The following is a 25,385-nucleotide window of genomic DNA, read 5'->3' as shown; positions in this document are numbered from 1 at the left end:
CATTCACAAGACGCTTTCCCCTGGTATTCCAGCGGGAAAGCCGCCTTGGGAGGCATCTTCCATGAGTACCCTTCGAGACAAGTTTTACCTGGCGTCTGGTTACGCAGCGGGGTTCTGCATTGCACTGATCATGGTTGTGATCCTGGTGCAGATTGTCGGCCGGCTGTTCGGCTTTATCATCCCTTCTGCTGAAAACGTGTCCGGGTATGCTCTCGCGGCTTCTACGTTTTTCGGGCTTGCCTACACCTTTCACGAAGGTGGCCACATCAGGGTGACCCTGGTCATCCAGAAATGGTCCCCCCGGGCGCGATTCGCTCAGGAGCTGGCGGTACTCATCCTTGGCCTCGGCCTTGCGTGCTTTATGACATTCTACTGCTGGCACATGGTGTGGGAGTCCTACGTTTTCGAGGAGGTCTCACACGGCTACATTCCTATTCCACTCTGGATCCCTCAGATCCCGGTGGGCCTGGGCACCTTAGCGCTTACGATCGCGATCCTCGACGACCTTATCGCCGTGCTGCAAAAACGTGTGCCTTCTTACCAACAGCACGAAGATGACATCAATCTGGAGGAAATCTGATGGATACCACGCTGCTTTCCATCGCCCTCGCTGCCTCCATGATATTGATGCTCGCGCTTGGCGTCTGGGTATCTTTGACATTGGTCGGCATCGGTGTCCTTGGGCTGCTGTTGTCCGGCAATGACCAGATCGGCCTTCTGTTTGCGACCTCCAGTTGGGGCGCAAGCACCGGCTGGTCTCTGACCGCACTGCCGATGTTCATCTGGATGGGCGAGGTTCTGTTCCGTACTCGCTTGTCCGAGGACCTGTTTAAGGGACTGTCACCCTGGATGGGTGGTTTACCGGGCAAGCTGCTGCACGTAAACATTCTCAGCTGCGGTATATTCGCCGCGGTGTCCGGCTCGTCGGCCGCCACGGCGGCCACCATTGGCCGCATGACCCTGCCCGAGCTCAAGGCTCAGGGTTACAGCGACCGCATGGCTGTCGGTACCCTTGCCGGTTCCGGCACCCTTGGGCTGCTGATACCACCGTCTATTATTCTGATCGTTTACGGCGTGGCGGCCGAAGTGTCCATCGGCCGCCTGTTTATCGCCGGCGCTCTTCCTGGCCTCATGCTGGTGGTCATGTTTATGGGGTACACCATGGTGTGGGCGACATTGAACAAGGATGAGATGCCCAAGCATAAGAAAGAGCACATCTCGTTCTCAGCCAAGATCAAGGCGCTGCGAATGCTGCTGCCGATTGTGGGCCTGATTGTATTTGTGCTTGGCTCGATCTATGCCGGCTTTACCACACCCACTGAGGCTGCCGCCCTCGGCGTTTTTGGTGCCCTGTTGCTGGCGGCTGTCACCGGTTCCCTGAACGCCGACAGTTTCAAGGCAAGCCTGCTGGGCGCGGTCAAGAGCTCCTGCATGATTGGCCTGATTCTGGTGGGCGCGCATTTTCTCACCTTGTCCATGGGCTTTCTCGGCATTCCAAGAGAGTTGGCGGAATGGATTGGCAGCATGTCGCTCTCTTCTTTCGAACTGCTTGTCTGCCTGACTGCCCTCTTCGTTCTACTGGGCTGTTTCCTGGATGGCATTTCCGTGGTGGTTCTTACCGTCGCCGTGGTCATGCCCATGGTCCAGCAGGCCGGCATCGACATGCTCTGGTTTGGCATTTTTATTGTTCTGGTGGTTGAGATGGCACAAATCACACCGCCGGTGGGTTTTAACCTGTTCGTGATCCAGGCATTGACCGGGAAAGACATCCTCTACGTTGCCCGAGCTGCGCTCCCCTTTTTCCTGCTGATCATGGCGGCGCTGTTTCTGATCGGCTGGTTCCCGGAAATTGTCACCTACCTCCCTCAAACCATGAGCCGAGGCTAGCGCACATTCACTTGTTTCTGGAGACAACCAATGAAACTCAACTGCGATATGGGCGAGAGCTTCGGTAGCTGGACCAAGGGCATGGATGCCGAGGTCATGCCCTACATTGATATGGCCAATATTGCCTGCGGCTTCCATGCCTCAGACCCGCTGACCATGGACCGCACCGTCAGAACCGCGATTGTCGAGAAGGTCGCCATCGGCGCGCACCCCGGCTATCCGGATCTGTTGGGCTTCGGCCGGCGTGACATGGAGTTTGCACCCGAGGAACTCCAGGCCCTGCTGGTGTATCAGATCGCTGCGCTGGACGGCATCTGCCGCACCCACGGCACAGCCATCGAATACATCAAACCCCACGGCGCGCTCTACAATAAAATGGCGGTGGACCGCACAACCCTGACAGCGGTGATGGCTGCAGTAAGCAACTATGCGCCCCACTGCCCCCTGGTGGTCATGGCAACACCCGATGCCGACGAGGTTCTGGCACTGGCCGCCGACGTGGGCATCGATGTGTGGTTCGAGGCGTTTTCCGACCGTGCGTACAGCGACGAAGGCCGACTGGTTAAACGCTCGGTGAAGAACGCGGTTCACGACACGCGGGAAGCCATAGAAAGGCAGGTAACACAGATCATCACCGAAGGCAGCGTCACGTCGATCTCCGGCAAACGTATCCCGATAAAGGCCGACACCCTCTGCATTCATGGCGACAGCCAGCATGCTGTAGAAGCGGCCAGGCACATGCGGCAGGTCGTCGAGTCGCTATGATCATTGAAGCCGTCAACGAAAGTACGTGCATCGTCTACTTTGGTGACCGTATCAGCGATGACATCGCCGGCCAGGTCAAGTGGGCCACGGAGGCCATTCGCCAGAACCTGTCGGACCTGGTGATTGACCTGGTGCCTTCGTATACCTCCGTGCTGGTGTGCTATGACGCCGACAGGACCGACCGCTTCGGCATCGCGTCCCGGCTGCGCAAGGCATTGAGCGAGGGCGAACAGGAGGCGCCGGATGAAAGCGCTTCCAGCACCATCGAGTTGCCGGTCTACTACGGCGCCGAAGTAGGCCTGGACCTGGACGAGGTGTGTGACTATTCAGGCCTGAGCCGGAACGAAGTGGTGCGCATCCACAGTGAGCAGACCTACCGCGTTTACGCCATTGGATTCAGCCCGGGGTTCGCTTACCTCGGCATTACCGACCAGCGAATTGCCCTGCCCCGCAAAGCCACGCCCCGACAGAAAATACCCACCGGGAGCGTTGGTATTGCCGGCTCGCAGACCGCCATCTATCCCAGCGCCACGCCGGGCGGGTGGCAGATAGTCGGTCGCACGCCTCAAAAAATGATCGATTGGGACAGCGATTCCCTGGCGCTGGTATCAGTAGGGGATAGGGTGCGGTTCCGGTCGATTGACCGCCAGGAATATCTGGACCTGGGAGGCAGCCTCGATGAGTTTTGAAGTTCTGGATGGCGGCATGCTGGCCTTATTGCAGGACCCTGGCCGGTATGGCTATCAGCACATTGGCGTGACCACCGGCGGTCCCATGGACGAGCATGCCTTTCGTTGGGCCAATCGCCTGCTCGACAATCCACCGGAGGCAGCGCAGATCGAGATCAATATTGGAAAACTGAGCCTGCTGGCCCATGAGGATACCTGCATCGCGCTCACGGGTGCGGACCTCGGAGCGCAGATCAATGGAGAGGCGGCAGCACCCTGGCATACCTATCAAATCCACCGGGGAGACCATATCGAATTCGGCATGCCGGTGGCCGGACTAAGGGCCTACCTTGCCGTCGCCGGGGGGCTGAAGCCCACCGTGAAACTGGGTAGCTGCGCCACCGTCGTGCGCGAAGGCCTTGGAGGACTGGATGGACGCGGGCAAAAGCTGGCCAAAGGCGACTGCATCGGGTTTGACCGCAGCCATCCGAAGACCATGACACGCCTGCCAGCCGGGGAAATCCCGGACTATAACCAGGACCTCCACATCGGTGTGATCCCCAGCTACCAATACCCGCACTTTTCTCCGGGTGAGCGTATGAAGTTTTTCACGGGTTCTTACGAGGTCAGCCAGCGGATCGATCGAATGGGCTACCGGTTAACGGGCGATCCCATTCACTCTGAGCTGGACGGCATCATCTCCGAAGGCATTGCCTATGGCGCCATTCAGGTGCCGAGCGATGGCCAGCCGATCGTCCTGATGAAAGACCGGCAAACCATCGGCGGCTACCCGAAAATAGGCTGCCTGAGCACCCTGGACGCCGGCCAACTGGCACAGCGCGGGCCCGGCGCCCTGGTTCGCTTTTACCTTTCAGATGTCGCCGACGCCGAAGCCCAGCGTGCGATCTTCAACCACAAGCTGGAGAGGTGGAAACCATTATTCCCCGGCCCTTAGCCGGGTAAAAAACTCTTGCAACTGACGAATCGCCAGTTTATTCCAGCTCATAGAAAATTGATTCGCCAAGAATGGTGGCCTGAGCAAGGTAGTTGAGGTCACCGTCTTTCGTCCCGACTGCAGAGAAAGTCTCCCGCCAGTATTTCTCGACCGCATTAACCATTTTCTCGATCACCGTTTTGGCATGCCCGTTGTCGAGGCCAAACCGGTCGCAGTTGCTGATGGCATTCTGGAGGTTGGCCTTCCGGCCCCATTCTCCAACAGCCATGGCCTGATCCGCGGAAATGCCGGTCCTGGGCTGCGGACAAACATCATAGGCCGGCGTGAGATCCAGGCATTGGCCATCCCAGAAACAGGCGTGGTTGCGCGCATGGTCATCCACATTCCCGATAAGGATATTGAACACCATTCGCCGAAACAGTTCGGTGCCGTCCTTCCGGAAATCCCGTGCATACCGGCGCAGCACATCCGCCAGACCAAGGTAGCTTGAATAACCGGCCCGGACCGCATATTCATCCAGATTCAGGAGCGTCATGGCACTAATCATATGCCTGCGATGAACCCCCTCCGGCGTAACGACACGATCAAACCGGCGAACCAGAATTACCCGTTTGTTTAAAGCCTCCACGATGCGGGTTTCAGCAACATGAATTCCCGCCTTGAGAGCCAACTGCATACCTCCGCCTTCAATACCGACCATATCGGCGGAGTCCTTGCTGGAGCTGAACTTGGCAATCCAGTATTCCCCATCTTTATGAAGAAGAGCCTTTGGACGTGCACCGCCGACGCTTGTTCCGTGATTCAGGGCGGCATCGAGATGTGGATCCAGAGCCTTACCCTGGTCGATCCGGTCAGCCGCCTCCAGCAGGTCTTCCAGCGGTGCCGCGTAACTTTTCTTCGGAACGTAGCGCCTCGGATCGCTCGTTGCGTCCAAAGCACCGATACGGTCCGGCCCCGCCCGAAGCAGGAAGTCGATCTCGCCAAGTTCGCTTGCTTTCCTGCCAGGTGCGTTCGCATAGTCCCGCATCATGACATTACGCCCCCAAGCGTCCGGGGAAGCATCGCGAACGGGGCTGTTCAGTTCGGCATCAAGCACATATTCATCGCCAGTCAGCTCACCCAGAGTGCAACCGGAAGGTGCCAGGGAAATCGCATTGTCGCGTTCGAGGTAACTACGTGCATAACGAAAGACATGCTCGTAGCCATTGAAAGCAACTACGCCACACACCACCGGATCGGTTTGCCCCGGAAGGTAGAGCCAGAGAAAGGCCTCTTCAGAAATCATTGTCGATCTCCTTTTTTCCGCCCTTTCCGTGGACACCAACATTTCGGGTTGTCGAGCCCGAAGCACGTATCCCAGGACGTGATGAAAGCTTCACCATCGCATCCAGGAGAGAACTAACAGTGCCGGAAGATGCCTGGCCACTGAGTGGGAGCGTTGAAAGAAGAGGCAGACCCAGAACCCAAAAGGCACTAACCACAAGACCAAAATCCGCTGCCGGATCACCGCTCTCCAAGGCACTGATATGCCGTCTGTCTACACCTCCCAGGCGCTTGCCCAGTTCGGACTGACTCCACTTACGCTCCTTCCGGGCGGCTGCAATCAGTTCACCGGTAACCTTCAGGGCATCCTGAACCTGCCGGATATTGTAGGTTTGGGCTTCTATCGACTTAGGCATTGTTCACCAAAGCGTACAAATCAAGGGTTTCTATACAGTTTAGTGAACATACGATAAATATCAATGAAAAATAGACAATAAAACGTACAAATCGACCTCATATGTACGCTTTAAAGAATAGAAATAGGAAAGGGAGCGCGCAAACAAACACCGGCAGGTTTCAAAAATAGGCGATATCGCCAAGGCAAGAACAAGCGAGGCCGCCCCATAACCCGCAGGCTACAAAGCGGCCACCGAACAGAGTCAGAGGAGAAGGGACCGAATATCCCCCAACAACTGACTCAACACCGAGGTAAACCGAGCCGCATCTGCCCCGTTCACCGCTCGATGATCATAGGACAGCGACAGGGGCAGCATCAGCCGCGGCTGGAAATCCTTGCCATCCCAGACCGGCTTCATCGCCGCTTTTGAGACACCAAGAATCGCCACCTCCGGCGTATTCACAATAGGCGTGAACGCCGTGCCACCGATACCACCCAGGCTGGTGATGGTAAAGCAGGCACCCTGCATTTCGGCCGGTTTAAGCTGCTTGTCCCGCGCCTTCTGCGCCAGGTCCGCGCTTTCCGCCGCGAGCTCCCAGAGCCCTTTCTTGTCGACATCCTTGATCACCGGCACCATCAGCCCGTGAGGCGTGTCCACCGCAATGCCAATGTGAATGAACTGCTTGCGGATCACTTCCTTGCGGTCCATATCCAGCGACACATTGAACTGCGGCAACTCCGCCAGCGCCGTGGCGCAGGCTTTCAGCAGGAACGGAAGCGGTGTCATCTTCACACCTTTCTTCTCGCCGGCCGCCTTCTGGGCCTTGCGGAAGTCTTCCATATCGGTGATATCCGCGTCCTCGAACTGGGTGACGTGAGGCACGTTCAGCCAGCTACGCTGCATATTGTTCGCCGTGGCAAACATCATGCGCGACATGGATTCACGCTCAATCTCACCAAACTGGCTGAAGTCCGGCAGTTTCACGCCAGGAATACCGGCGCCACCGCCACCAGCCACGGTGCTGCCCTGCTGCGTCTGCTGCAGCTGGCTTTTCACGTAGGCCTGGACATCGTCTTTCAGGATGCGACTTTTCGGGCCGGAACCCTTGATGCGAGTCAGATCTGCGCCGAATTCACGGGCCAGCTTACGCACCGCCGGGCCCGCGTGAACCTTGGCACCCGGTGCCGGTGGCTCGTAGGTTGCCGAGGACTGCTCCGGCTTCGGTTCAGAAGGCTTGCCTTTCGATTCAGGCTCACCCTCCTGCTTTTCCTTACCGGAAGACTCAGACGCCTCGGACGACGCGTCCTCTTCGCCTTCGTCACCACCCTCTTCCACGATGGTCATTTCAACCAGATCGAGACCTTCGGAGATCTTGTCGCCCTCGGACACCAGAACCTTGCCGATCTTGCCGGCATAGGGAGATGGAATCTCCATGGTGGCCTTGTCGGACTCCACGGTCACCAGTGCGTCGTCCGCCTCAACCTCATCACCTTCGCTGACGTTGATCTCGATCACTGGCACATTGTCGAAGCCGTCCAGCGCGGGCACCTTCACGGTTTCCTTACGGGAACCGCCGGATTTCTTCGGTGCCGGTTTTTTCTCTTCGGACTTGGCGTCTTTGTCGTCCGACTTGGCTTCCGCCTCGTCTTTCTCATCGGACTTGGCGTCTTCGCCAGAATCCTTGCCGTCATCCGAGTCACCGGCGTCGCTGCTGGCTTCCATCATCCCGACAACGTCGCCTTCCTTGACCTTGTCACCCACTTTGACGGTGATCTTGGTAATTTTTCCGGCACCCGGTGACGGCAGCTCCACCGATGCCTTGTCGGACTCCACCGTCAGTATCGGATCTTCTTCCTCAACCGAATCTCCCTTACTGACGAGCACTTCAATAACCTCGACCTCGTCTGCACCGCCGAGATCCGGAACCTTGATTTCCTGTTCACTCATGGCGGTCTCCTTAGCTCAGCACCGGGTTCGTTTTGTTGCGATCGATTCCGTACTTACGCATAGCCTCGAGAACCACGTCGTTCTTGACTTCGCCATCCCTTGCCAGGGCCGCCAGCGCGGTCACCGCCACGTAGTAACGATCCACTTCGAAGTGGCTGCGCAATTTCTCGCGCGTATCACTGCGACCGAAACCATCGGTGCCCAGGGTCAGATAGGTTTTCGGAATGTACGCCCGCACCTGTTCAGACAACAGCTTGATGTAGTCGGTGGACGACACCACCGGCCCCTGCTGCTTCTCCAGGCATTGAGTAAGGTACGACTTCTTGGGCGTATCGTCCGGGTGCAGGCGGTTCCAGCGCTCGATGTGCAGGCCGTCACGGGCCAGTTCATTGAAGCTGGTCACGCTCCAGATATCAGAGGCAACACCAAAGTCTTCTTTCAGCAGTTCCGCCGCCGCGCGCACCTCGTTGAGGATGGCGCCGGAGCCCATCAGCTGAACCCGTGGCGTTTTCTTACGGCCCTTGGTTTCAACGGAATCCAGCAGGTACATGCCCTTGATGATGCCGTCTTCCACTTTCTTGCCGTCCTTGCCTTCCGGCATGGCGGGCTGCTCGTAGTTTTCGTTTTCGATGGTCAGGTAGTAGAAGACGTTCTGGTTGTCTTCAAACATTTCCTTGATGCCATGCTGGACCACCACGGCCATTTCGTAACCGTAAGCCGGGTCATAGGCCTTACAGCTGGGAATGGTCTGGGCCAGGATATGGCTGTGACCGTCCTGGTGCTGCAGACCTTCACCATTCAGCGTTGTTCGCCCGGCGGTACCACCCACCAGGAAACCGCGGGCCTGAATGTCACCCGACGCCCAGGCCAGATCGCCCACACGCTGAAAACCAAACATGGAGTAGAAAATGTAGAACGGTATCAACGGGAAGTTGTTGGTGCTGTAGGAGGTTGCCGCTGCCATCCAGGCCGCCATGGAACCATCTTCGTTGATCCCTTCCTCAAGCACCTGACCTTTCTTGTCTTCCTTGTAGTACATGATCTGGTCACGGTCTTCCGGCACGTACTTCTGGCCTTCAGAGGTGTAGATACCCATCTGGCGGAACATGCCCTCCATCCCGAAGGTACGGGCCTCGTCCGGTACGATCGGAACAATTCGCTTACCGATGCGCTTGTCTTTGGTCAGAGCCGTCAGCAATCGCACGAACGCCATGGTGGTGGAGATCTCACGACCGTTGGAGCCTTCCAGCAAGTTCTTGAAGGTATCCAGTGGCGGCGTCTGCAACGGCTGACAGTCCTTGCGACGCTTGGGATAGAAACCACCCAACTCTTGCCGGCGCTTGTTCATGTAGACAATTTCCGGACTGTCCGGCGCCGGCCGGTAGTAGGGCACGTCCTTGAGCTCTTCGTCTTTCAGCGGCACCGCAAAGCGATCACGGAAGGCCTTCAGTTGCTCGATATCGAGCTTCTTGAGCGAGTGTGCCGTGTTTTGCGCTTCGCCGGCCGTACCGAAGCCATAACCTTTGATGGTATGGGCCAGAATCACCGTCGGCCGCCCGCCATTGTTGTGAATGGCATGGTGATAGGCGGCATAAACTTTGTAGGGGTCGTGACCACCACGGTTAAGCTTGTTGATGTCCTCGTCGGTGAGGTTCTCCACCATCTTGGACAACTCCGGGTACTTACCGAAGAAGTGCTTACGGGTGTAGGCCGGACCGTTGCTCTTGAAGTTCTGCAGGTCGCCGTCAACGGCTTCGTCCATGACACGCTGCATCAGGCCGTCCTGATCCTTCTCGAACAGTGGATCCCACATGCGGCCCCAGACCACTTTCAGTACGTTCCAACCGGCTCCGCGGAACACGCCTTCCAGTTCCTGGATAATCTTGCCGTTACCACGCACAGGGCCGTCGAGACGCTGCAGGTTACAGTTAACGACAAAAATCAGGTTGCTGAGGTTTTCGCGGCCGGCCACAGAGATGGACCCCAGGGTTTCCGGCTCATCACACTCGCCGTCACCGACAAAGCACCACACCTTGCGGTCACCCATGTCGATCAGCTCGCGGCTGTCCAGATACTTCATCACGTGGGCCTGGTAGATCGCCTGGATCGGCCCCAGCCCCATGGATACCGTGGGGAACTGCCAGTAATCCGGCATCAGCCAGGGGTGCGGGTAGGATGACAGGCCGTCGCCGTCAACCTCTTCCCGATACTTGTCCAACTGAGCTTCGTCAAAACGCCCTTCCAGGTAGGAACGGGCATAAATGCCCGGAGAGGAATGGCCCTGGAAATACACCAGATCCGATTCACGCTTCTCGTCACCGCCGTGGAAGAAGTAGTTAAAGCCAACATCGTACAATGTGGCCGCCGAGGAGAAGGATGACACGTGCCCGCCAAGATCACCCGGGCGCTGATTGGCCCGCAGCACCATGGCCATGGCGTTCCAGCGGATCAGCGAGCGAATACGCCGCTCCATGAACAGATCACCCGGCATTCTGGATTCCTGGGTGACAGGAATCGTGTTGCGGAACGGCGTGGTGATGGAATAGGGCAACTCGGTGCCGTCGCGGCTGGCTCGTTCGGAGAGCCTTTCGAGAATGTACTTGGCGCGATCAACGCCCTCCTGTTCGATCAGAGACTCCAGCGCATCCAGCCATTCACTGGTCTCTATGGGATCATCGTCCTGGTACATCAAACCTCCCCTTGGCATTAAAAAGTGCAGCGCACGCCACGATCAGCAGCTGAGCGCCTTGCAATATCGATAAGCTGCGATGAAATGCAGAGCGTTTTATTATGGGTATCCGCCAGTTCGTTACCTTGAACAAGCATAGAACACGATCGCCAGTTTTACTGCCTGAAGCGCCCTTGCGTCACTCGGCTTTTGGCCAGGCGAATCAGGTAGCATTCACATACCGGCACAACCATACCGACGATTAGGTAGTATTTTTACTACATTTCGGCATGAAAGTTCAATTTTTGAGGAAAATTCACCATAGCCTGTCGGACTATTTCGGTTACTTACGTAAGAATGGCGCCTTTTTCTCTCTCAAACAAGCACATTCAGACCAAGGTCGTAGGATTCCTACCAATTTGATTAGACCTGAAAATACTTTTAGATTTATGTATACTCGCCTGCCCGTTTTTTGACCAGCGGAGCGGTGGCAACGCCCACCCCTCCAGAATATGGCTCACAACCAAAGAGGGCGATCTATGAACTCCATCGTCACGTTCCCGAACCGGATTCCAACCGCCGAGTTCGAAGAGCGGCGTTTCAAGGTCTACACAGACCGCCAGCTCGATAAAATTGACGTTATCCAGAATCTCCCTGAAGAGACCCTGTTTGAAATGAAGGTGGTGGCCAGCGTGCTGCCCTTCCGCGTTAACGAATACGTGATCAATGAGCTGATCGACTGGAACAAGGTGCCGAATGACCCACTTTACCAGTTGGTGTTTCCCCAGAAGGGCATGCTGAAGGACGAGCATTACGAGCGCATGGCAAAGATGCATCGTGAGGGCGCGGAAAAGAAAGAAATACAAGCCGTGGCGAAAGAAATTCGCGACGAACTGAACCCGCACCCGGCCGGCCAGATGGAAATGAACATGCCGGAACTGAACGGCGAAGTACTGGACGGCGTTCAGCACAAATACCGTGAAACCATTCTGTTCTTCCCGGCCCAGGGCCAGACCTGTCATTCCTATTGCACCTTCTGCTTCCGCTGGGCGCAGTTCGTGGGCGACAAGGACCTGAAGATGGCCAGTACCGAAGCGGAAAAGCTTCACGGCTACCTCCAGGAGCATACTGAGGTCAGCGATCTGCTGGTCACCGGTGGCGACCCCATGGTGATGAAAACCAAGAATCTGGTCCAGTACCTGGAGCCTCTTCTGCAGCCGGAGTTTGATCACATCCAGACCATCCGCATCGGCACCAAGGCCCTGACCTTCTGGCCCTACCGCTTCGTGACCGACAAGGATGCGGACGAACTGATTGACCTGTTTGCCCGCCTTGTGGACGCCGGTAAGCACGTGGCCATCATGGCGCACTACAACCACTGGCAGGAAATCACCACCGATATCGCGGAAGAAGCCATCCGCCGCCTGCGCGCCACCGGTGCCGAAATCCGCGCCCAGGGCCCGTTGATCAAACACGTAAACGACAACGCAGACGACTGGGCGAAGCTCTGGGATAAGGAAGTACAGCTGGGCATCATCCCCTACTACATGTTTGTGGAGCGGGACACCGGCGCCAAGAACTACTTCGAAGTGCCTTTGGTGGAAGCCTTCAATATCTACCGCGAAGCCATGAAGCAGGTTTCAGGCCTGGCTCGCACCGCCCGCGGCCCGTCAATGAGCGCTGGCCCCGGCAAGGTTGAGGTACAGGGCATCACCGAGATCAACGGCGAGAAAGTGTTCGTGCTCCGGTTCATCCAGGCCCGCAACCCGGATTGGGTACAGCGCCCGTTCTTCGCCAAGTACAGCGAAACAGCCACCTGGCTGCATGAGCTGGAACCGGCCCTTGGAGAAGATAAGTTCTTCTTTGAGGATGAGTATGAGCAGATGAAAAAAGGGAACGGCTGATAGACAAGCCCGCCTTGACCAGCCAATCGGCGGCGCCAGAGAACAAAAGTCAGGGCAGGCAATCAATCCAGTGTTATGGCGCCCGGGCCGGACATGACCAGGCGTACCAGATCCACCTGGCGGGATATGTTCAGCTTGTTCATGATCGTCTTCAGTTGGGTTCGGGCGGTATAGATACTCACCTGCCTGAGATCCGCAATTTCGGACAGGCTTCTGCCCTCCACCAAGCGAGCCAGCAACTCTGACTCGGTGGGGGACAAATTGTAGAGCTCGGCAAGGGATCGCGGACACAGTCGACCTGGCTCGTAGGTGCCGATCCATACCGCTGCGCGCACACCATCAAGAAAAAGGCTGTCTGAGGGCTCCGGGAGTTCCATTGGCGTGACCTGGATATAAAGGCCGGGAGGGCCTCTGGACAGGAGCCGGAGCGTCGTATCGGTGAATGCGCTTTCTCTGGCCAGCGCAGCGGCAATACGGCCCTGCAGTTGCCTATTGTCTCGTGCGCCGGACGCCTGCAACCTTCTATTTAAGGTCCGTAGCAAGGGAGAATTGCGCAGCACCTGCTCGGCGCGATTGTTGGCGTGCACGATATCGCTCATGCCATTGAGCAGGACCACCCCCACTGGCATACGATCCAGCAAAACGGCGAGTCCCGAGACCATTTGGTCAACTGCCTGGAGTCGGGCGTGAAGGATCAGGGCACGGTTTAGATGTGGAGTCAGGGCTTGAAGTATCGCGACCTGGGCAGCGCTGAAAGCTCCGGGGCGCGGAGGACGTTGCAGAATAATGCCAAGATTCCGGCGCCCTTCATCAAACAAGCCTGAATGCAGGGTATGCCGAAAACTCTGGGGCAGCATAAGCTCGTTATAAAAGAGCCGCGCGTCTCCAGTCAGGTCAGCCGGGCGCGGCCCGGTCACGGCATCGACAACTACCCTTCCGGGGTTGTCCTGGATCAAAGCGGGAGACGGGTCGTAGCGGAATAGCTCGTTGTTATAGCACTGAATCCAGTCAGGGTCGATCTCATGCGAGACACTGACATTTCCGCTGGAGCCGCCTTTACTCGAGCCACCTTTAAAAGTGGAGAGGATACAGCCTGAGCTGGCGCCCGTGGCTCTGATGATGGTTTGCAGAACATCTGACCACCCCTCGGTTTTGCCGGCAGCTGCATATATCTGGTCAATGGATTCAAAGACTATTCCTTCCTCCAATTGTGCCCTCCCTTTATAAAATCAGGTAGCTGCCTGGCATTAATCGTTATACGTCGAGGTTTCTCCAGTAAGCCGGTAAACTGGCTGTCGCTCATGGGGGACCCATCCGTGGCAGACGCTCAGTAGAACCGACATAGCCCATCTTTGTGTACATATCGATATATCAACCATAGGTATGGATCGACCAGAAAACAAACAAATCTTCCCAGGGGCACCCGCCGGGGCTTTGCCGCAGTTGAAGACTCCTGATCGTCTTCACGAGCTAAAATTTGAATTTTGTCAATTTCCCGACATACACCGTCATACACCATATGGGTGATGCCAATGCCTGCCGGTTTATCTAGGTTGAAAGTCCCGAACACCAGAAAAACGGTAAGGAGTTTCCCATGGTCAGGCATCACACGCATCGCCTCTGGTTGCTACTCTATTCATTAGTGGCGGCTCTTGTTCTAACCGGTTGTGGCGGAGGAGGAGGCGGCGGAAGCTCCACTCCTGCAGAGCCCGAAAACACCTCAACTGTATCTGGCACGGCTGCGGCCGGTGCCCCACTCGTTGGTTTTGTCGGTGCACGTGACGTCAACGATGAAACCGCTCCCCCCGCCGATATCAATGCCGACGGCTCCTTCGAGATTGATCTCTCATCGCTCGATGCGCCCGTGCTGCTCTATGCCAGCGGCATTGCGGGCGGTAATGCCTACCAGTTGTTGTCCGTGGTCTTTGCAAACGACCTGGACGGCACAGTCAACATCACCCCTCTGACCGACCTGATCGTTGGCAACGCCGTTGGGCAGCCGCCGCAGACCTTTTTTAACAACCCGGATTTCAGCCTGATTCGTGAGGCGGAAGTTGAAGCTCAAAAGGCGGCCCTCAAAGCACGCCTGCAGCCACTGCTGGACGAACTGGGTGTTGAGCCGGACTTCGACCTCCTCAAATCCGCGTTTACCGCCAACCGTACCGGATTTGACACGGTGCTGGATGTGCTTGACGTCCAGATTGACCTGGGCACTGAAAAAGCAACCATCACCAACCGTCTCAATCGCACCCAAAGTATCGAAAATACGTTCATGCAGCCGAAAGAAGGCGAGCTCGCCGTTGACGAAAACGAAATCAGCAATGGCGTGTCCGAACTTCAGAAACTGGACGCGCTTGCAAACTCCTTTGCAACCGCCCTGGACAACCAGGATGGCACCGCCCTGGAAGCTCTGGCCACCGCCGACTACCTCAACAACGGCGAAGACATCGCCGGCCTTCAGACCCGTCTTTTCAACTCGGCTCCAGGCATTGAAGACGCCGGCGAGCTGGCGGATGCCGTCCGTAACTGGTCTCTTGTTGACCTGGACAGCACCAATGGCACCGCACAACTGAACATCGGCGCCCCTCAGGGTCCCTGGAACCTTGTTAACGTTGATGGCGACTGGAAAGTTAAGGGCAACCAGCTTGAATTCTTTGTCTTTGTTGAAGCAACCCATCTGATTGAAAATGGCGCTGAAACCCCGGAAGTTCTGAACGTCGGAACTCTGATATACGCCGGTTTTCCAGCACCAAGCCTTGGAGCGGCAACTGATTCGTCGGTGGACGTATCCGGGGACTTGAGCATCTTCAACGGCCCTCTTCCCTATGTTGCAGAAGAGGACCGATTCGCTGAATACGAAGTTCTGAACCCGGATGCCATTGCCTCCGGCGATACACTCACCTTCACCTGGAACAACCCGGTCGAGGGAGTGGTCGATTCTGAAGCTTCCTTTACCGTGCGTCGTGGAACTCCTGATCTGACAAATGGCGCGCCGGAGATCACTGCCACCTCCGCAGACCTGACGGGCAATGAGTATGCGTTCGAGTGGACGCTACCACCCGGGTATGATGCCAACGTCGTGCGCAACAACTTTACAGGCCAACTGTCAGGCGGCGTAGGTGCACCTGAAGAGCCAGGCTTCGTAGGCAACCCCCTGGCAAACGACGCCACCAGCTTCACCGGCGAGTTACCCGCAGACTATATTCCCAGCCCAACAGACCAACTACAGTTAATTGTCCGGGATCCCTTTGGCTTGTACGTCGCGGTCAGACTGTTCAATCCGTTTGCAGATCAGGTACCGCCCCCAATGCCAGAAGATGCCCTGATTGGCAGCTGGATTGCCCGTAATACCGATCGTGGGGACAACGCGCCCTGGGTCCAACTGACCTTCCTCGAAGACGGTTCCTACATGCATCAGGAGCTGGATTTGCCTTACCGCCCGGCAGAGGACACCTCGGGGAACACCGGCATCGAATTCGGTCAGTATCAGTGGGATAACCAGACCGGCGAGATAACCGTTCCGCAAATCCTTCGGGATGATAATGGCGACTGGGGACTGACCTCCGTGGCAAATGGGGAAGAGCGACTGTCCTTGCGTGTCGATGGTGACACCCTCACCGCTTTCGATCCGGACTTCGGTCTGACCGAAACCACCGAGTTCACCCGTGTCCCACTGAACCAGTCCGGCATCACCGGTAGCTGGATTATTCAGGATTCGGTAGACCCCACAAACGTTTCTGTCCTGACTATTCTGGCCGATGGCTTTTACTTCCTAGGCACAACTCAACCAGCCGATCAGACCGGAATGCCAGGCCTCGAGTTCGGCAACTTCGCTTATGACAGTCAAACCCTCGTACTGAACCCGACCGCCGTTATTGACCAGAACGGTGAATACGGCCTATCGGATCCGATGCAGGGCTTCGACTATGCCACCGTGATTGATGACGCCTTGATCATTGACGATGGAGAGGAATTCCAACTCAGTGAAATCGCTCCGGGCGTAGCGCCCAGTGACGGCACCGTGACAGTGAATTACGTGAGCCCGGACGATGAAACCACGCCAGGTCCTGCCGTCACGGGAGATTTCCACTACCTGCGCTCCGCCGTTGGCATTGAAAGCTCACGACTGAACAATCCACCGACGGTATTTCAGGCACACTACGCTCACACCGATGCCAGCATTGCGAATAACGCTGACGGTACCGGGACACTCAGTTGGACAGACCTCTGTGTCGGCGACCTGCTGATCGATTCGGGTGCCAGCGAAGACGGACGGGACGCAGTGTTCGATTCCGTCAGTGAATGCCTCGGCCTAAGCAACAGTTTTGGCCTGGCCTTCACGGAAAGCGGGCTCTTCGCAGCGATTGCAGAGAGTACCATCATCGACCCGGAAGACGGCTCTCAGATTATCAACGGCGCTACCGAGATCGACTTCCGGGCGCTTGACGCCGAGCGCAGCCTTTTCATTGCCAACGAGGCAAATACCTTTCAGTACGAGGAGAGTGACGGTAGCTTCACCGAAGGTCGTGACATGAACACTCACGTGCTGAGCAAAAAAGACCCCTCGCTGACTGTCGATGCACTGGCAGGAGACTGGGGCTTCGTCACACTGCGCATCAACCAGACGATGGACCCTAACGATGCCACTGTGCTTGAGCCAAACTTCATGGATTATGGCGCCGGCGCGATCAACTTTACCGTTGACGGCTCTGGTAACACCACGTTGACCGACACAGTCCAGCTACAGCTTCTGCAGGGCCTGAAACCGCAACAGGCCGAGGGTGTATCAATCGATCCGATTATAGAAGAAAACGGCCTTAGCGATGACCTTGGCGCTTTCAGCATCGCGGCCGATGGCACATTGAGCCTGCTCAACGGCGAGCTCGGCGGTTTTGCCTCCCAAAGTGCAGACGTCATGACGCTGGCACTTCCTAATCCGTTCACACCCTACACCGTAGGAACCAAGGAATCGTCGTCCCTCATCGGCGTCAAACTGGACCCGACTTTCCAGGCCGGCGATCTCGCCGGAAAGTCCTACGACCTGATGCTGAAAGGCTACTTCGCCGGTCAGAATTACTATGAGACAGACATCTACCTGCCGGGATCAACTCTGGACTTCGACGGAAGTGGCATGGCCACCTCTCAGAGAGGCCTGACCTTCTCCTACTCGAATTTCGGACTGGACACAGACATTGTGGACGTTACCCGGCAATCTGCCGACCTTGACCCCAACAGCTGGACCTATCAAGTTGATGCTTCAACCGGTTTGATCAGAATGGAAGCGCCTCAATACACCTATTCCGGCGGTAGTATCGCCTATGGCGAACAGTTCGGTTATTCCTCTGCGGACAACCGGTTGTTGGTTCTGGTATCACGCTTTTACGACAATTCCGGTGGAACGCCAATGGGACCCGCAGGCACCTATATAGCCTACGCCATCTGCAATAACTGCAACTAGACAGTTTCTTCTTTTCACTTCAGCCCCGCCCCGAGCGGGGCTTTTTTATGGATTTTTGGCGTATCACTTCGCCCTATGCTTTACTTGAGTAACGCACTTAATATGTACAAAAAAGCAACAGGAGAGTGCTGTTTTGAAAGACTTGGCTTCGGCAGTGCCCCTACTGCTAGACGACCTCTACGAAAACGCGACGGTGCGTGACCAGTGGCCAGGTTTTCTGGAGAAGTTCGCAGGGCTTTTTCGCACAGACACGGCCACAATCAGGCTGACCGACTTGAACGACCCCGTGGTGTACCAGTCTTTCACCACCGGCTTTCGCCAAAGCATTAATCGGGTCTACGAAACCGCTGCCGTCGAACAGGACCCGTTCCGGGACATCCTGGCGACAAGCCCTATCGGCAAGGCTGTTGTCAGCACCTCAGTCATGAGGGACCGGGATTTTGAGCGCTCTGATCACTACCAGAAAATATTCCGGCCCAATGGCAACTTCTACGCCCTGGGCACCCAATTCGAGCGGCAGAATGGCCAGGCAATGCACATCGGCGTTCACCGGCCAAAAGGCAAAGGCGCCTTCAGCATTGAGGAACAGTCCATTCTTGAGCTATTCAGTCCCCATTTGCGCAGAGCCTGCGGCCTCGCCCGCCTGATGGGCGACCTCAATCAGGCACTGAGCGGCGCCCGCCAGGCTCTGGACAAACTGCCGTTCGGGGTCTGGCACACAAACGCTAAACTCTCAATGCAGTGGATGAACTCGACGGCCGAGGAAGCACTGGCCGCCCGCACCTATGGTCTGGGGCTGACAGGGAACCACCTCAACCTTGTTGCCGGCGATCATTTTAATGCGCTGCGGACCATGGCCCGCAGAATCGTTGAGAATAAATCCCGCACAGAAACCCTGAAACTGGACCGTTCAGGCGCCTGCCTGGTAATGATCCAGGCCCGCCAGGCAGGCACTGGCTTTCACATCGGCCGCTCTTCAAGCTGCGACGTCCTGTGTTTTCTGCTCGACCCGGAACGCAAGTCAGGGCTGGACAGGAACCGGCTGATCACTTTGTATCAACTGACTCCCGCAGAGTACCGGCTGGCCAATGTGCTGGTGTGCGGCCTGGATGTTAATGACGCCAGCGCGCTACTGAAAATCTCTCCGCACACGGGGCGAACGCAGCTGAAATCCATCATGCAAAAGACCGGTGTTAATCGACAGTCTGCCCTGCAACGGAAGCTCCTTCTCTGCGCGGATACGCTGAGGAATCAGGATGACTGATTTCGGTACCCGACACTTGCAGTTGTCTGATGGTCGTAATTTGAGCTATTCAGATGGGGGATCGGGCGACAACGGCGTTTGGATCCACTGTCATGGCATTCCGGGTTCGCGGCATGAGCTCGCCCATATCAGTGGCAATCTCTGTTCCTCGGGCCTGCGGCTTATCGTTCCCGACCGGCCAAGCTATGGTGACTCAACGCCTCATGCCGAATACGGATTTACCCAACACTCGGCTGACCTGCGCGAGCTGGCTGACCACCTTGGCCTCGAACGCTTCTCCGTTTCCGGCTTTTCCGGAGGTGGGGTATTCGCCATGGCAACCGCCCATGATCTTGGGGAACGGGCAGAAATGCTTACAGTCGCGGCAACACCGGCCGTGCCATTGATGAGCAATCCGTTTGATTACGCGTCGGACCTTACAGCCAACGTCTGGCGAGCTGCACTCGAAGACCCGGACAAACTCGCCATTGAACTGCAGACGCTTACGGCATCCCCCGACACTCTAGCGGACGCTTTAATTAGCGCCACCTGGCCGGATGAAGCTGAACACCTATCTTCAGAGCCTGTCTACAAAGCGTTCCGAAAAAGCACTCGAACAGCATTACAGCAAGGTTCCACAGAGTCAGCCCAGGCATTTGCCCGGGATTCCCGCCTGATTGCCGACCAATGGCCCTTCCTGCCGGAGGATCTCGACCTTCCGATTCAGGTTATCCACGGCCAATGTGATGAACTTGTGCACAAGCAACATCAAAGTGCGCTCATAAAACACCTAGCCGAGGCCGAGAGCAGTTTATTGGCCGGGGAGGGGCACTACAGCGTGGCTCAGTTCATTTGGGGCTAGTGCGTTACTTTCTCGGGCAGCTCAGTGCATCAACGTATACAGCTTACGCCGATAGGTACGCACATCCAGGTTGTTATTTCCCAGCTTGTCGAACAACTCGATCAACGTGGTCTTCGCCACCTCATCCTTATACTTGCTGTCCACCCGCATCAGGCGAATCAGCAATTCCATCGCTTCGGCGTTGTTTTCCTGAAGGATATGATGCAACGCCAGCAGGTGCAGGGCATTCGGATCTTTCGGGTCTTTATCCAGTGCATCTTCCAGTTCGTGGATGGGGGGCAACTCGGCTGATGCTCTGAGGAATTTCAGCCGGGCCGCCAGCTGCTTGGCCTGGTGCTGCATCTTTTCTTCCGGCGGCAGGCTGTCCAGCACCTGCTCAGCGGTTTCCAGGTCACCGAGTTCAGCCTTCAACTGTGCAAGATCGATCAATACTTTCAGGTCGTCCGGGTTACTACGATTCATCTCTGTCAGCACGGCCAGCGCCGCCTCTACGTCACCCTCTTCCCACAATCTGTGGGCCTTATCGTAAGGCGCTTCCTCGTCTTCCGGTATCTCAATGTGCTTGTCGAGGACCTTGCGGATCTCGCTCTCCTGCAATGCACCATTGAAGCCATCCACTGCCTGGCCATCTTTCACAAGGATCACAGTGGGCAGGCTGCGCACGCCCAGGCTGCCAGTCAGTTGCTGCTGTTCGTCGGCGTTTACCTTGGCCAGCATAAAGCCGCCCTTGTACTCTTCCGCCAGCTTTTCCAACAGGGGCATCAATTGCTTACAGGGCGCGCACCACTCCGCCCAGACATCGATCAATACGGGCGTTTTGGAGGACGCTTCCATCACATCCTGCTGGAAGTTGTCCATGGTGGCTTCAAAAATGTATGGCGAATTGCTCATGGAGGGCACCTGAAAGTGTTTTCCTGAAATGTCATTAACGGATTGTTGTTGGTAGTGGGGGCTGAGAGCCGAAATTCAAGGTTTTGGCGCCCGCGCAGTTCCCAGACAGTAAATACCCACACCTGCCTTGAAATAATCCCCTTTGCCGTTACATAGGCAATAGGACCCGGGCGACAGCCCGGATCAAATTCCCTGGAGGATGCGTGTACGGCATGAACGACGACAACCGCAACGACTCTTTTGATGCTCCCGAAGAAGACCTGACCGAGTACATCGGCAAGGACGAGAACAGCAAAAGCCTGGTACTGCCAAAACAGCAGATGCCCCGCCGCATGTACGTATTGCCGGTGTCGAACAGGCCGTTCTTCCCCGCCCAGGTGCAGCCAATTGTGGTTAACCAGAACCCCTGGCAGGAAACCCTCAAGCGCGTGGGCGAAACCGACCACAAGGTGCTGGGCATCTGCTTCGTGGAGGACAGCGACCCCGAGCAGGGCATTCCCGGTAGCGAGGAACTGGAAACCGTAGGCTGCGCCGTACGCGTCCATCACGCCCAGGGGGAAAGTGGCAAAGTCCAGTTCATTGCCCAGGGCCTGCAACGCTTTCGCATTACCCAATGGCTTCGGCGCCGGCCTCCCTACCTGGTGGAAGTGGAATACCCGGACGAACCGGAAGAAGCCGCAGACGAATTGAAAGCCTATACCCTTGCCATCATCAGTTCCATCAAGGAGCTGCTGCGCACCAACCCGCTATACGGCGAGGAAGTGAAGCAATATCTCTCCCGATTCGGGCCGGATGACAGCTCTCCCCTGGCGGATTTTGGCGCCTCCATGACCAGCGCTCCGGGCCAGGAACTGCAGGAAGTGCTCGATACCGTGCCGCTGCTCAGGCGCATGGAGAAAGTACTTCTGCTGGTGGCGAAAGAACAGGAAGTCGCCCGCCTGCAGAGCGAAATCAGCGAGGAAGTGAACGAGAAGGTGCAAAAGCACCAGCGTGAGTTCTTCCTGAAAGAACAACTCAAGGTCATCCAACGCGAACTGGGCATGGCGAAGGACGACAAAACCGCCGATGCTGAGCGCTTCCGCGAGCGCATGGCAAGCCTGAACCCGCCGGAACAGGTTCAGGAACGCTTTGACGACGAACTTCAGAAACTGCAGGTGCTGGAGCAGGGCTCACCGGAATACGGCGTTACCCGCAATTACTTGGACTGGCTGACCCAGGTGCCCTGGGGCATGACGTCGGAGGACCATTTCGATCTGGCCGGAGCCCGCCGCATTCTGGACCGTGACCACGATGGTCTCGACGACGTGAAAGACCGTATCGTCGAGTTCCTGGCCGAAGGCACCTTCAAGGGCGAAGTCAGCGGCTCCATTCTCTTGCTGGTCGGTCCGCCTGGCGTGGGCAAAACCTCCATCGGCCATTCCGTCGCCGACGCCCTCGGCCGCGAGTTCTATCGATTCAGCGTGGGCGGCATGCGTGATGAAGCCGAGATCAAGGGCCACCGCCGCACCTATATCGGCGCCATGCCGGGCAAATTTGTGCAGGCATTGAAAGACTCGAAGGTGTCCAACCCGGTGATCATGCTGGACGAGATCGACAAGATCGGCGCCTCCTTCCAGGGAGACCCGGCCTCCGCCTTGCTGGAAACCCTGGATCCGGAACAGAACCGGGAATTCCTGGACCACTATCTGGACGTGCGCATGGATCTGTCCAAGGTCCTGTTCATCTGTACCGCCAACCAACTCGACACGGTTCCAAGACCATTGCTGGACCGCATGGACGTCATCCGGCTATCCGGCTACATCACTGAGGAAAAGCTCGACATCGCCAAGCATCACCTGATGCCGCGGTTGCTGAAACGAGCCGGCCTACTGAAAAAGCAGATGAACATTACCGACGCCGCCATCAAGCAGATCATCGAAGGCTACGCTCGTGAAGCGGGCGTCCGCAGCCTGGAAAAACTGCTGCACAAAGTCATTCGCAAAGGCATTGTTCGATTACTGGAAAATCCCGACGACCCCGTAAAAGTCGGCGTTTCCGACCTGCAAACCTATCTGGGACAACCCGCCTTCCGCAAAGAGAAATCCCTGAAAGGTACTGGCGTGGTCACCGGCCTGGCCTGGACCGCCATGGGCGGCGCGACCTTGAGCATCGAAGCCTCACGCGTCCACAGCAGCCAGCGCGGTTTCAAACTCACCGGACAACTGGGTGACGTCATGAAAGAGTCCGCGGAAATCGCCTACAGTTTTGTCTCTTCAAACCTTAAACGATTCAAGGGTGACCCCACCTTCTTCGACAAATCCTTCGTGCACCTGCACGTTCCCGAAGGCGCCACCCCCAAAGACGGCCCCAGCGCTGGCGTCACCATGGCCACCGCCCTGCTGTCCATCGCCCGCCGCGAACCACCACAGCAGAACACCGCCATGACCGGCGAACTGACCCTAACCGGCCAAGTGCTTCCGGTTGGCGGTATCCGCGAGAAAGTCATCGCGGCCAGACGCCAGAAAATCAGCAACCTGATCCTGCCGGAGGCGAATCGGGGGGATTATGAAGAGCTACCGGAATATCTGAAAGAAGGCCTGACGGTGAATTTTGCGAAGCATTACAACGACGTGTTTCAGGTGTGTTTCGGGAACAAACCCCGCAAGGGATCAAGCGTCCATTAATATTACTGGTCTGACCACTGCAGGGCTGCCTTGACGCCTATGCAGCCGTTGTCTTTACTCGCTTTGACATGAGCAAAAACCGAGCACCGGTGGCCCGAGGGTCACCGGCTTCCGACTCGCTGAGTCAAAGGGAGTGGTAATACAATGAACCAAATAAACTCGATCCTGTGCTTGGCCGCGGGCCTTGCCTTCATCCCCTTCGCCTACAGTCAATCTGACGATACTCTCAAGAAGCTTGGCAATTTCCAGACTACGGGGAAAGCCGAGTTCACTGTGATCGACCAGAAAAGCGACAGCGCCGATGCTATTCGCAAGACCCTGCAGAAAATAAAACTTCCCGAAGGGTTTGAAATCAGCCTTTACGCTTTGGTTCCCGACGCGCGACACATGGCGGTTGGCCCCCAGGGTGTCGTTACGTTTGTTGGAACCCGTAAAACCGAAGTCTGGGCAATGACCGACCGGGATAAAGACCGCGTGGCCGATGAAGTAAAAAATTTCGCACCTTCGCTGGCCAAGTCCGTCCCCAACGGTCCCTGTTTTTCGCCGTCGGGCGTGCTCTACATTGCCGAACAAAACCGGGTACTGGCGTATCCGGCTGCGGAGTTCTTCTTTGAGGGAGGCGATGTTGTCGCCTCAGAGGTGATCCCAGGGGGCGAGCTGATCCCTGAGCAGTTCGTCAGTTACAACCACACCGCCCGAGTCTGCGATATTGGCCCGGACGGGAAGCTCTACATCTCGCTCGGACAACCCTACAATGTTGCGCCGAAAGAACACCTGGACACGTTCAGTGAGTGGGGCATTGGCGGGATTATCCGGGTTAATCAGGATGGCAGCGGACGTGAAATCTACACACGTGGTGTCCGCAACTCTGTAGGACAGGACTTTAACCCCAATACCGGCGAACTGTGGTTTACGGACAATCAGGTCGATGGCATGGGCGATGACATCCCTCCAGGAGAAATCAATCGCCAGACCGCCATGGGCCAGCATTTTGGCCATCCCTGGTACGGAGGCGGTGATGTTCGCACAAACGAATACAAAGGAGATGAAGTACCGGTAGAGGTGGTGTTCCCAGTCTCTGAGACGACGGCTCATGCGGCCAATCTGGGGATGATGTTTTACACCGGAAACATGTTTCCGAAGCAATATCAGGGCGGGATTTTCTCAGCGCAACATGGCTCATGGAACAGGACCGTCCCGGTCGGAGCAAGGGTCATGTTCACGCCGGTGGACGCCGAAGGAAATATGAATGGCGAAACGGTTCCTTTCGCCGAAGGGTGGCTGGATGAAAATGGTGAGTATCTTGGTCGGCCGGTCGATGTGGCTCAGTTGAAAGATGGCTCATTACTGGTTTCGGATGATTTGGCCGGGGCTGTATACCGAATCGCTTACACGGGTTCCGGCTCATGATTCCAAAAACAAGTGGGCGTCCTCCGGCCCTCTGGAAACATCATGCGACCAGAAAAACCAGGGCCGCTTATTCAACAATAACGGTTCTGGCCTCTTTTCTTGCGATGAGCCCAGTGGCACAGGGCGCAGACCCTGCTGAGGGGCGGAAACTCGCAACCCAGTGCAAAACCTGCCACGGCCTGGACGGGATAGCAAAGATCCCAATCGCACCCAACCTGGCGGGCGAAAGTCAGATTTATATTGAAAAACAACTCAAAGCTTTTCGCAGTGGCAAACGGGAGCACGAGATGATGTCTTTGGTCGCCAAGAACCTGACCGATCAACAAATTTCTGATCTGGCGGCTTGGTACCAATCCATTGAGATCACCGCAAAAATGCCGGAATAGTCCTTGAAGCCGATGCC

The 25,385-nt window shown here is 56.6% G+C and carries 18 protein-coding genes; 12 read left to right on the top strand and 6 right to left on the bottom strand.

Annotated features, from left to right (window positions below; genetic code table 11):
• Positions 1-61 precede the first annotated feature (61 nt).
• Genes R1T46_RS07630 through R1T46_RS07610 form a run of 5 tightly spaced genes read left to right on the top strand, consistent with a single transcriptional unit; the run spans position 62 to position 4,275 of the window.
• Positions 62-580: a TRAP transporter small permease gene (locus R1T46_RS07630; protein ID WP_075194338.1), complete on the top strand. Its 519-nt coding sequence runs from the start codon at positions 62-64 to the stop codon at positions 578-580.
• Positions 580-1,887 (top strand): TRAP transporter large permease, encoded by a 1,308-nt coding sequence (locus R1T46_RS07625; protein WP_286749670.1) that lies wholly within the window; start codon positions 580-582, stop codon positions 1,885-1,887. Before R1T46_RS07630 ends, R1T46_RS07625 begins: the two co-directional genes overlap by 1 nt.
• A gap of 30 nt (positions 1,888-1,917) precedes the next feature.
• Positions 1,918-2,652: a 5-oxoprolinase subunit PxpA gene (locus R1T46_RS07620; RefSeq protein WP_286749671.1), complete on the top strand. Its 735-nt coding sequence runs from the start codon at positions 1,918-1,920 to the stop codon at positions 2,650-2,652.
• On the top strand, positions 2,649-3,341 hold the full coding sequence (gene pxpB, locus R1T46_RS07615; protein ID WP_286749672.1) for a 5-oxoprolinase subunit PxpB: 693 nt from the start codon (positions 2,649-2,651) through the stop codon (positions 3,339-3,341). Before R1T46_RS07620 ends, pxpB begins: the two co-directional genes overlap by 4 nt.
• Positions 3,331-4,275: a biotin-dependent carboxyltransferase family protein gene (locus R1T46_RS07610; protein ID WP_317307888.1), complete on the top strand. Its 945-nt coding sequence runs from the start codon at positions 3,331-3,333 to the stop codon at positions 4,273-4,275. The genes pxpB and R1T46_RS07610 overlap by 11 nt, the downstream gene beginning before the upstream one ends.
• A 37-nt stretch (positions 4,276-4,312) precedes the next feature.
• On the opposite strand, the gene R1T46_RS07605 is transcribed toward R1T46_RS07610, so the two are convergent.
• The 4 genes from R1T46_RS07605 to aceE all read right to left on the bottom strand — a co-directional run bounded on the left by R1T46_RS07605 (position 4,313) and on the right by aceE (position 10,572).
• Positions 4,313-5,560 (bottom strand): HipA domain-containing protein, encoded by a 1,248-nt coding sequence (locus tag R1T46_RS07605; RefSeq protein WP_317307887.1) that lies wholly within the window; start codon positions 5,558-5,560, stop codon positions 4,313-4,315.
• Positions 5,550-5,954 (bottom strand): helix-turn-helix transcriptional regulator, encoded by a 405-nt coding sequence (locus tag R1T46_RS07600; protein WP_317307886.1) that lies wholly within the window; start codon positions 5,952-5,954, stop codon positions 5,550-5,552. The genes R1T46_RS07605 and R1T46_RS07600 overlap by 11 nt, the downstream gene beginning before the upstream one ends.
• A gap of 243 nt (positions 5,955-6,197) precedes the next feature.
• Positions 6,198-7,883: a dihydrolipoyllysine-residue acetyltransferase gene (aceF, locus tag R1T46_RS07595; protein WP_317307885.1), complete on the bottom strand. Its 1,686-nt coding sequence runs from the start codon at positions 7,881-7,883 to the stop codon at positions 6,198-6,200.
• 10 nt (positions 7,884-7,893) lie between these two features.
• Positions 7,894-10,572 (bottom strand): pyruvate dehydrogenase (acetyl-transferring), homodimeric type, encoded by a 2,679-nt coding sequence (gene aceE, locus R1T46_RS07590; protein WP_075194332.1) that lies wholly within the window; start codon positions 10,570-10,572, stop codon positions 7,894-7,896.
• Positions 10,573-11,090: 518 nt separating this feature from the next.
• On the opposite strand from aceE, the gene R1T46_RS07585 reads away from it, so the two are divergent.
• Positions 11,091-12,455: a lysine 2,3-aminomutase gene (locus R1T46_RS07585; RefSeq protein WP_317307884.1), complete on the top strand. Its 1,365-nt coding sequence runs from the start codon at positions 11,091-11,093 to the stop codon at positions 12,453-12,455.
• A gap of 62 nt (positions 12,456-12,517) precedes the next feature.
• Here the strand turns inward: R1T46_RS07585 and R1T46_RS07580 are convergent, their stop codons facing one another.
• Positions 12,518-13,663, bottom strand: a complete 1,146-nt coding sequence (locus R1T46_RS07580; RefSeq protein WP_317307883.1) for a helix-turn-helix transcriptional regulator — start codon at positions 13,661-13,663, stop codon at positions 12,518-12,520.
• Positions 13,664-14,049: 386 nt separating this feature from the next.
• Here R1T46_RS07580 and R1T46_RS07575 point away from each other — a divergent pair, with 386 nt between their 5' ends.
• From R1T46_RS07575 to R1T46_RS07565, 3 genes are all read left to right on the top strand, one after another.
• Complete coding sequence (locus R1T46_RS07575) at positions 14,050-17,913, top strand: hypothetical protein (RefSeq protein WP_317307882.1); 3,864 nt, start codon at positions 14,050-14,052, stop codon at positions 17,911-17,913.
• 133 nt (positions 17,914-18,046) lie between these two features.
• On the top strand, positions 18,047-19,177 hold the full coding sequence (locus R1T46_RS07570) for a hypothetical protein (protein WP_317307881.1): 1,131 nt from the start codon (positions 18,047-18,049) through the stop codon (positions 19,175-19,177).
• Positions 19,170-20,018: an alpha/beta fold hydrolase gene (locus R1T46_RS07565; RefSeq protein WP_278366825.1), complete on the top strand. Its 849-nt coding sequence runs from the start codon at positions 19,170-19,172 to the stop codon at positions 20,016-20,018. Before R1T46_RS07570 ends, R1T46_RS07565 begins: the two co-directional genes overlap by 8 nt.
• Before the next feature lie 21 nt (positions 20,019-20,039).
• On the opposite strand, the gene trxA is transcribed toward R1T46_RS07565, so the two are convergent.
• Complete coding sequence (gene trxA / locus R1T46_RS07560; RefSeq protein ID WP_278366824.1) at positions 20,040-20,909, bottom strand: thioredoxin; 870 nt, start codon at positions 20,907-20,909, stop codon at positions 20,040-20,042.
• A 212-nt stretch (positions 20,910-21,121) separates the two neighbouring features.
• Between trxA and lon the strand changes: the two genes are divergently transcribed.
• The 3 genes from lon to R1T46_RS07545 all read left to right on the top strand — a co-directional run bounded on the left by lon (position 21,122) and on the right by R1T46_RS07545 (position 25,368).
• Positions 21,122-23,572, top strand: a complete 2,451-nt coding sequence (lon, locus tag R1T46_RS07555) for an endopeptidase La (RefSeq protein ID WP_317307880.1) — start codon at positions 21,122-21,124, stop codon at positions 23,570-23,572.
• Positions 23,573-23,716: 144 nt separating this feature from the next.
• On the top strand, positions 23,717-24,982 hold the full coding sequence (locus R1T46_RS07550) for a PQQ-dependent sugar dehydrogenase (RefSeq protein WP_317307879.1): 1,266 nt from the start codon (positions 23,717-23,719) through the stop codon (positions 24,980-24,982).
• A complete protein-coding gene (locus tag R1T46_RS07545; RefSeq protein WP_317307878.1) occupies positions 24,979-25,368 on the top strand; it encodes a cytochrome c in 390 nt (129 codons plus the stop codon). The genes R1T46_RS07550 and R1T46_RS07545 overlap by 4 nt, the downstream gene beginning before the upstream one ends.
• Positions 25,369-25,385 lie beyond the last annotated feature (17 nt).

It is taken from the genome of Marinobacter salarius, assembly GCF_032922745.1.
Taxonomy (GTDB): Bacteria; Pseudomonadota; Gammaproteobacteria; order Pseudomonadales; family Oleiphilaceae; genus Marinobacter.
The sequence above is the reverse complement of the archived record's forward strand: the minus strand, read 5'-3'. Positions and strand labels throughout refer to the sequence as shown.

What these genes read in the sequence shown, in the direction of transcription:
- R1T46_RS07620 (WP_286749671.1), top strand. Translation starts at nt 1,918, where the DNA reads ATGAAACTCAACTGCGATATGGGCGAGAGCTTCGGTAGCTGGACCAAG.
- R1T46_RS07625 (WP_286749670.1), top strand. Translation starts at nt 580, where the DNA reads ATGGATACCACGCTGCTTTCCATCGCCCTCGCTGCCTCCATGATATTG.
- aceE (WP_075194332.1), bottom strand. Translation starts at nt 10,572, where the DNA reads ATGTACCAGGACGATGATCCCATAGAGACCAGTGAATGGCTGGATGCG.
- R1T46_RS07630 (WP_075194338.1), top strand. Translation starts at nt 62, where the DNA reads ATGAGTACCCTTCGAGACAAGTTTTACCTGGCGTCTGGTTACGCAGCG.
- R1T46_RS07605 (WP_317307887.1), bottom strand. Translation starts at nt 5,560, where the DNA reads ATGATTTCTGAAGAGGCCTTTCTCTGGCTCTACCTTCCGGGGCAAACC.
- lon (WP_317307880.1), top strand. Translation starts at nt 21,122, where the DNA reads ATGAACGACGACAACCGCAACGACTCTTTTGATGCTCCCGAAGAAGAC.
- trxA (WP_278366824.1), bottom strand. Translation starts at nt 20,909, where the DNA reads ATGAGCAATTCGCCATACATTTTTGAAGCCACCATGGACAACTTCCAG.
- pxpB (WP_286749672.1), top strand. Translation starts at nt 2,649, where the DNA reads ATGATCATTGAAGCCGTCAACGAAAGTACGTGCATCGTCTACTTTGGT.
- R1T46_RS07600 (WP_317307886.1), bottom strand. Translation starts at nt 5,954, where the DNA reads ATGCCTAAGTCGATAGAAGCCCAAACCTACAATATCCGGCAGGTTCAG.
- R1T46_RS07610 (WP_317307888.1), top strand. Translation starts at nt 3,331, where the DNA reads ATGAGTTTTGAAGTTCTGGATGGCGGCATGCTGGCCTTATTGCAGGAC.
- R1T46_RS07575 (WP_317307882.1), top strand. Translation starts at nt 14,050, where the DNA reads ATGGTCAGGCATCACACGCATCGCCTCTGGTTGCTACTCTATTCATTA.
- aceF (WP_317307885.1), bottom strand. Translation starts at nt 7,883, where the DNA reads ATGAGTGAACAGGAAATCAAGGTTCCGGATCTCGGCGGTGCAGACGAG.
- R1T46_RS07565 (WP_278366825.1), top strand. Translation starts at nt 19,170, where the DNA reads ATGACTGATTTCGGTACCCGACACTTGCAGTTGTCTGATGGTCGTAAT.
- R1T46_RS07550 (WP_317307879.1), top strand. Translation starts at nt 23,717, where the DNA reads ATGAACCAAATAAACTCGATCCTGTGCTTGGCCGCGGGCCTTGCCTTC.
- R1T46_RS07545 (WP_317307878.1), top strand. Translation starts at nt 24,979, where the DNA reads ATGATTCCAAAAACAAGTGGGCGTCCTCCGGCCCTCTGGAAACATCAT.
- R1T46_RS07585 (WP_317307884.1), top strand. Translation starts at nt 11,091, where the DNA reads ATGAACTCCATCGTCACGTTCCCGAACCGGATTCCAACCGCCGAGTTC.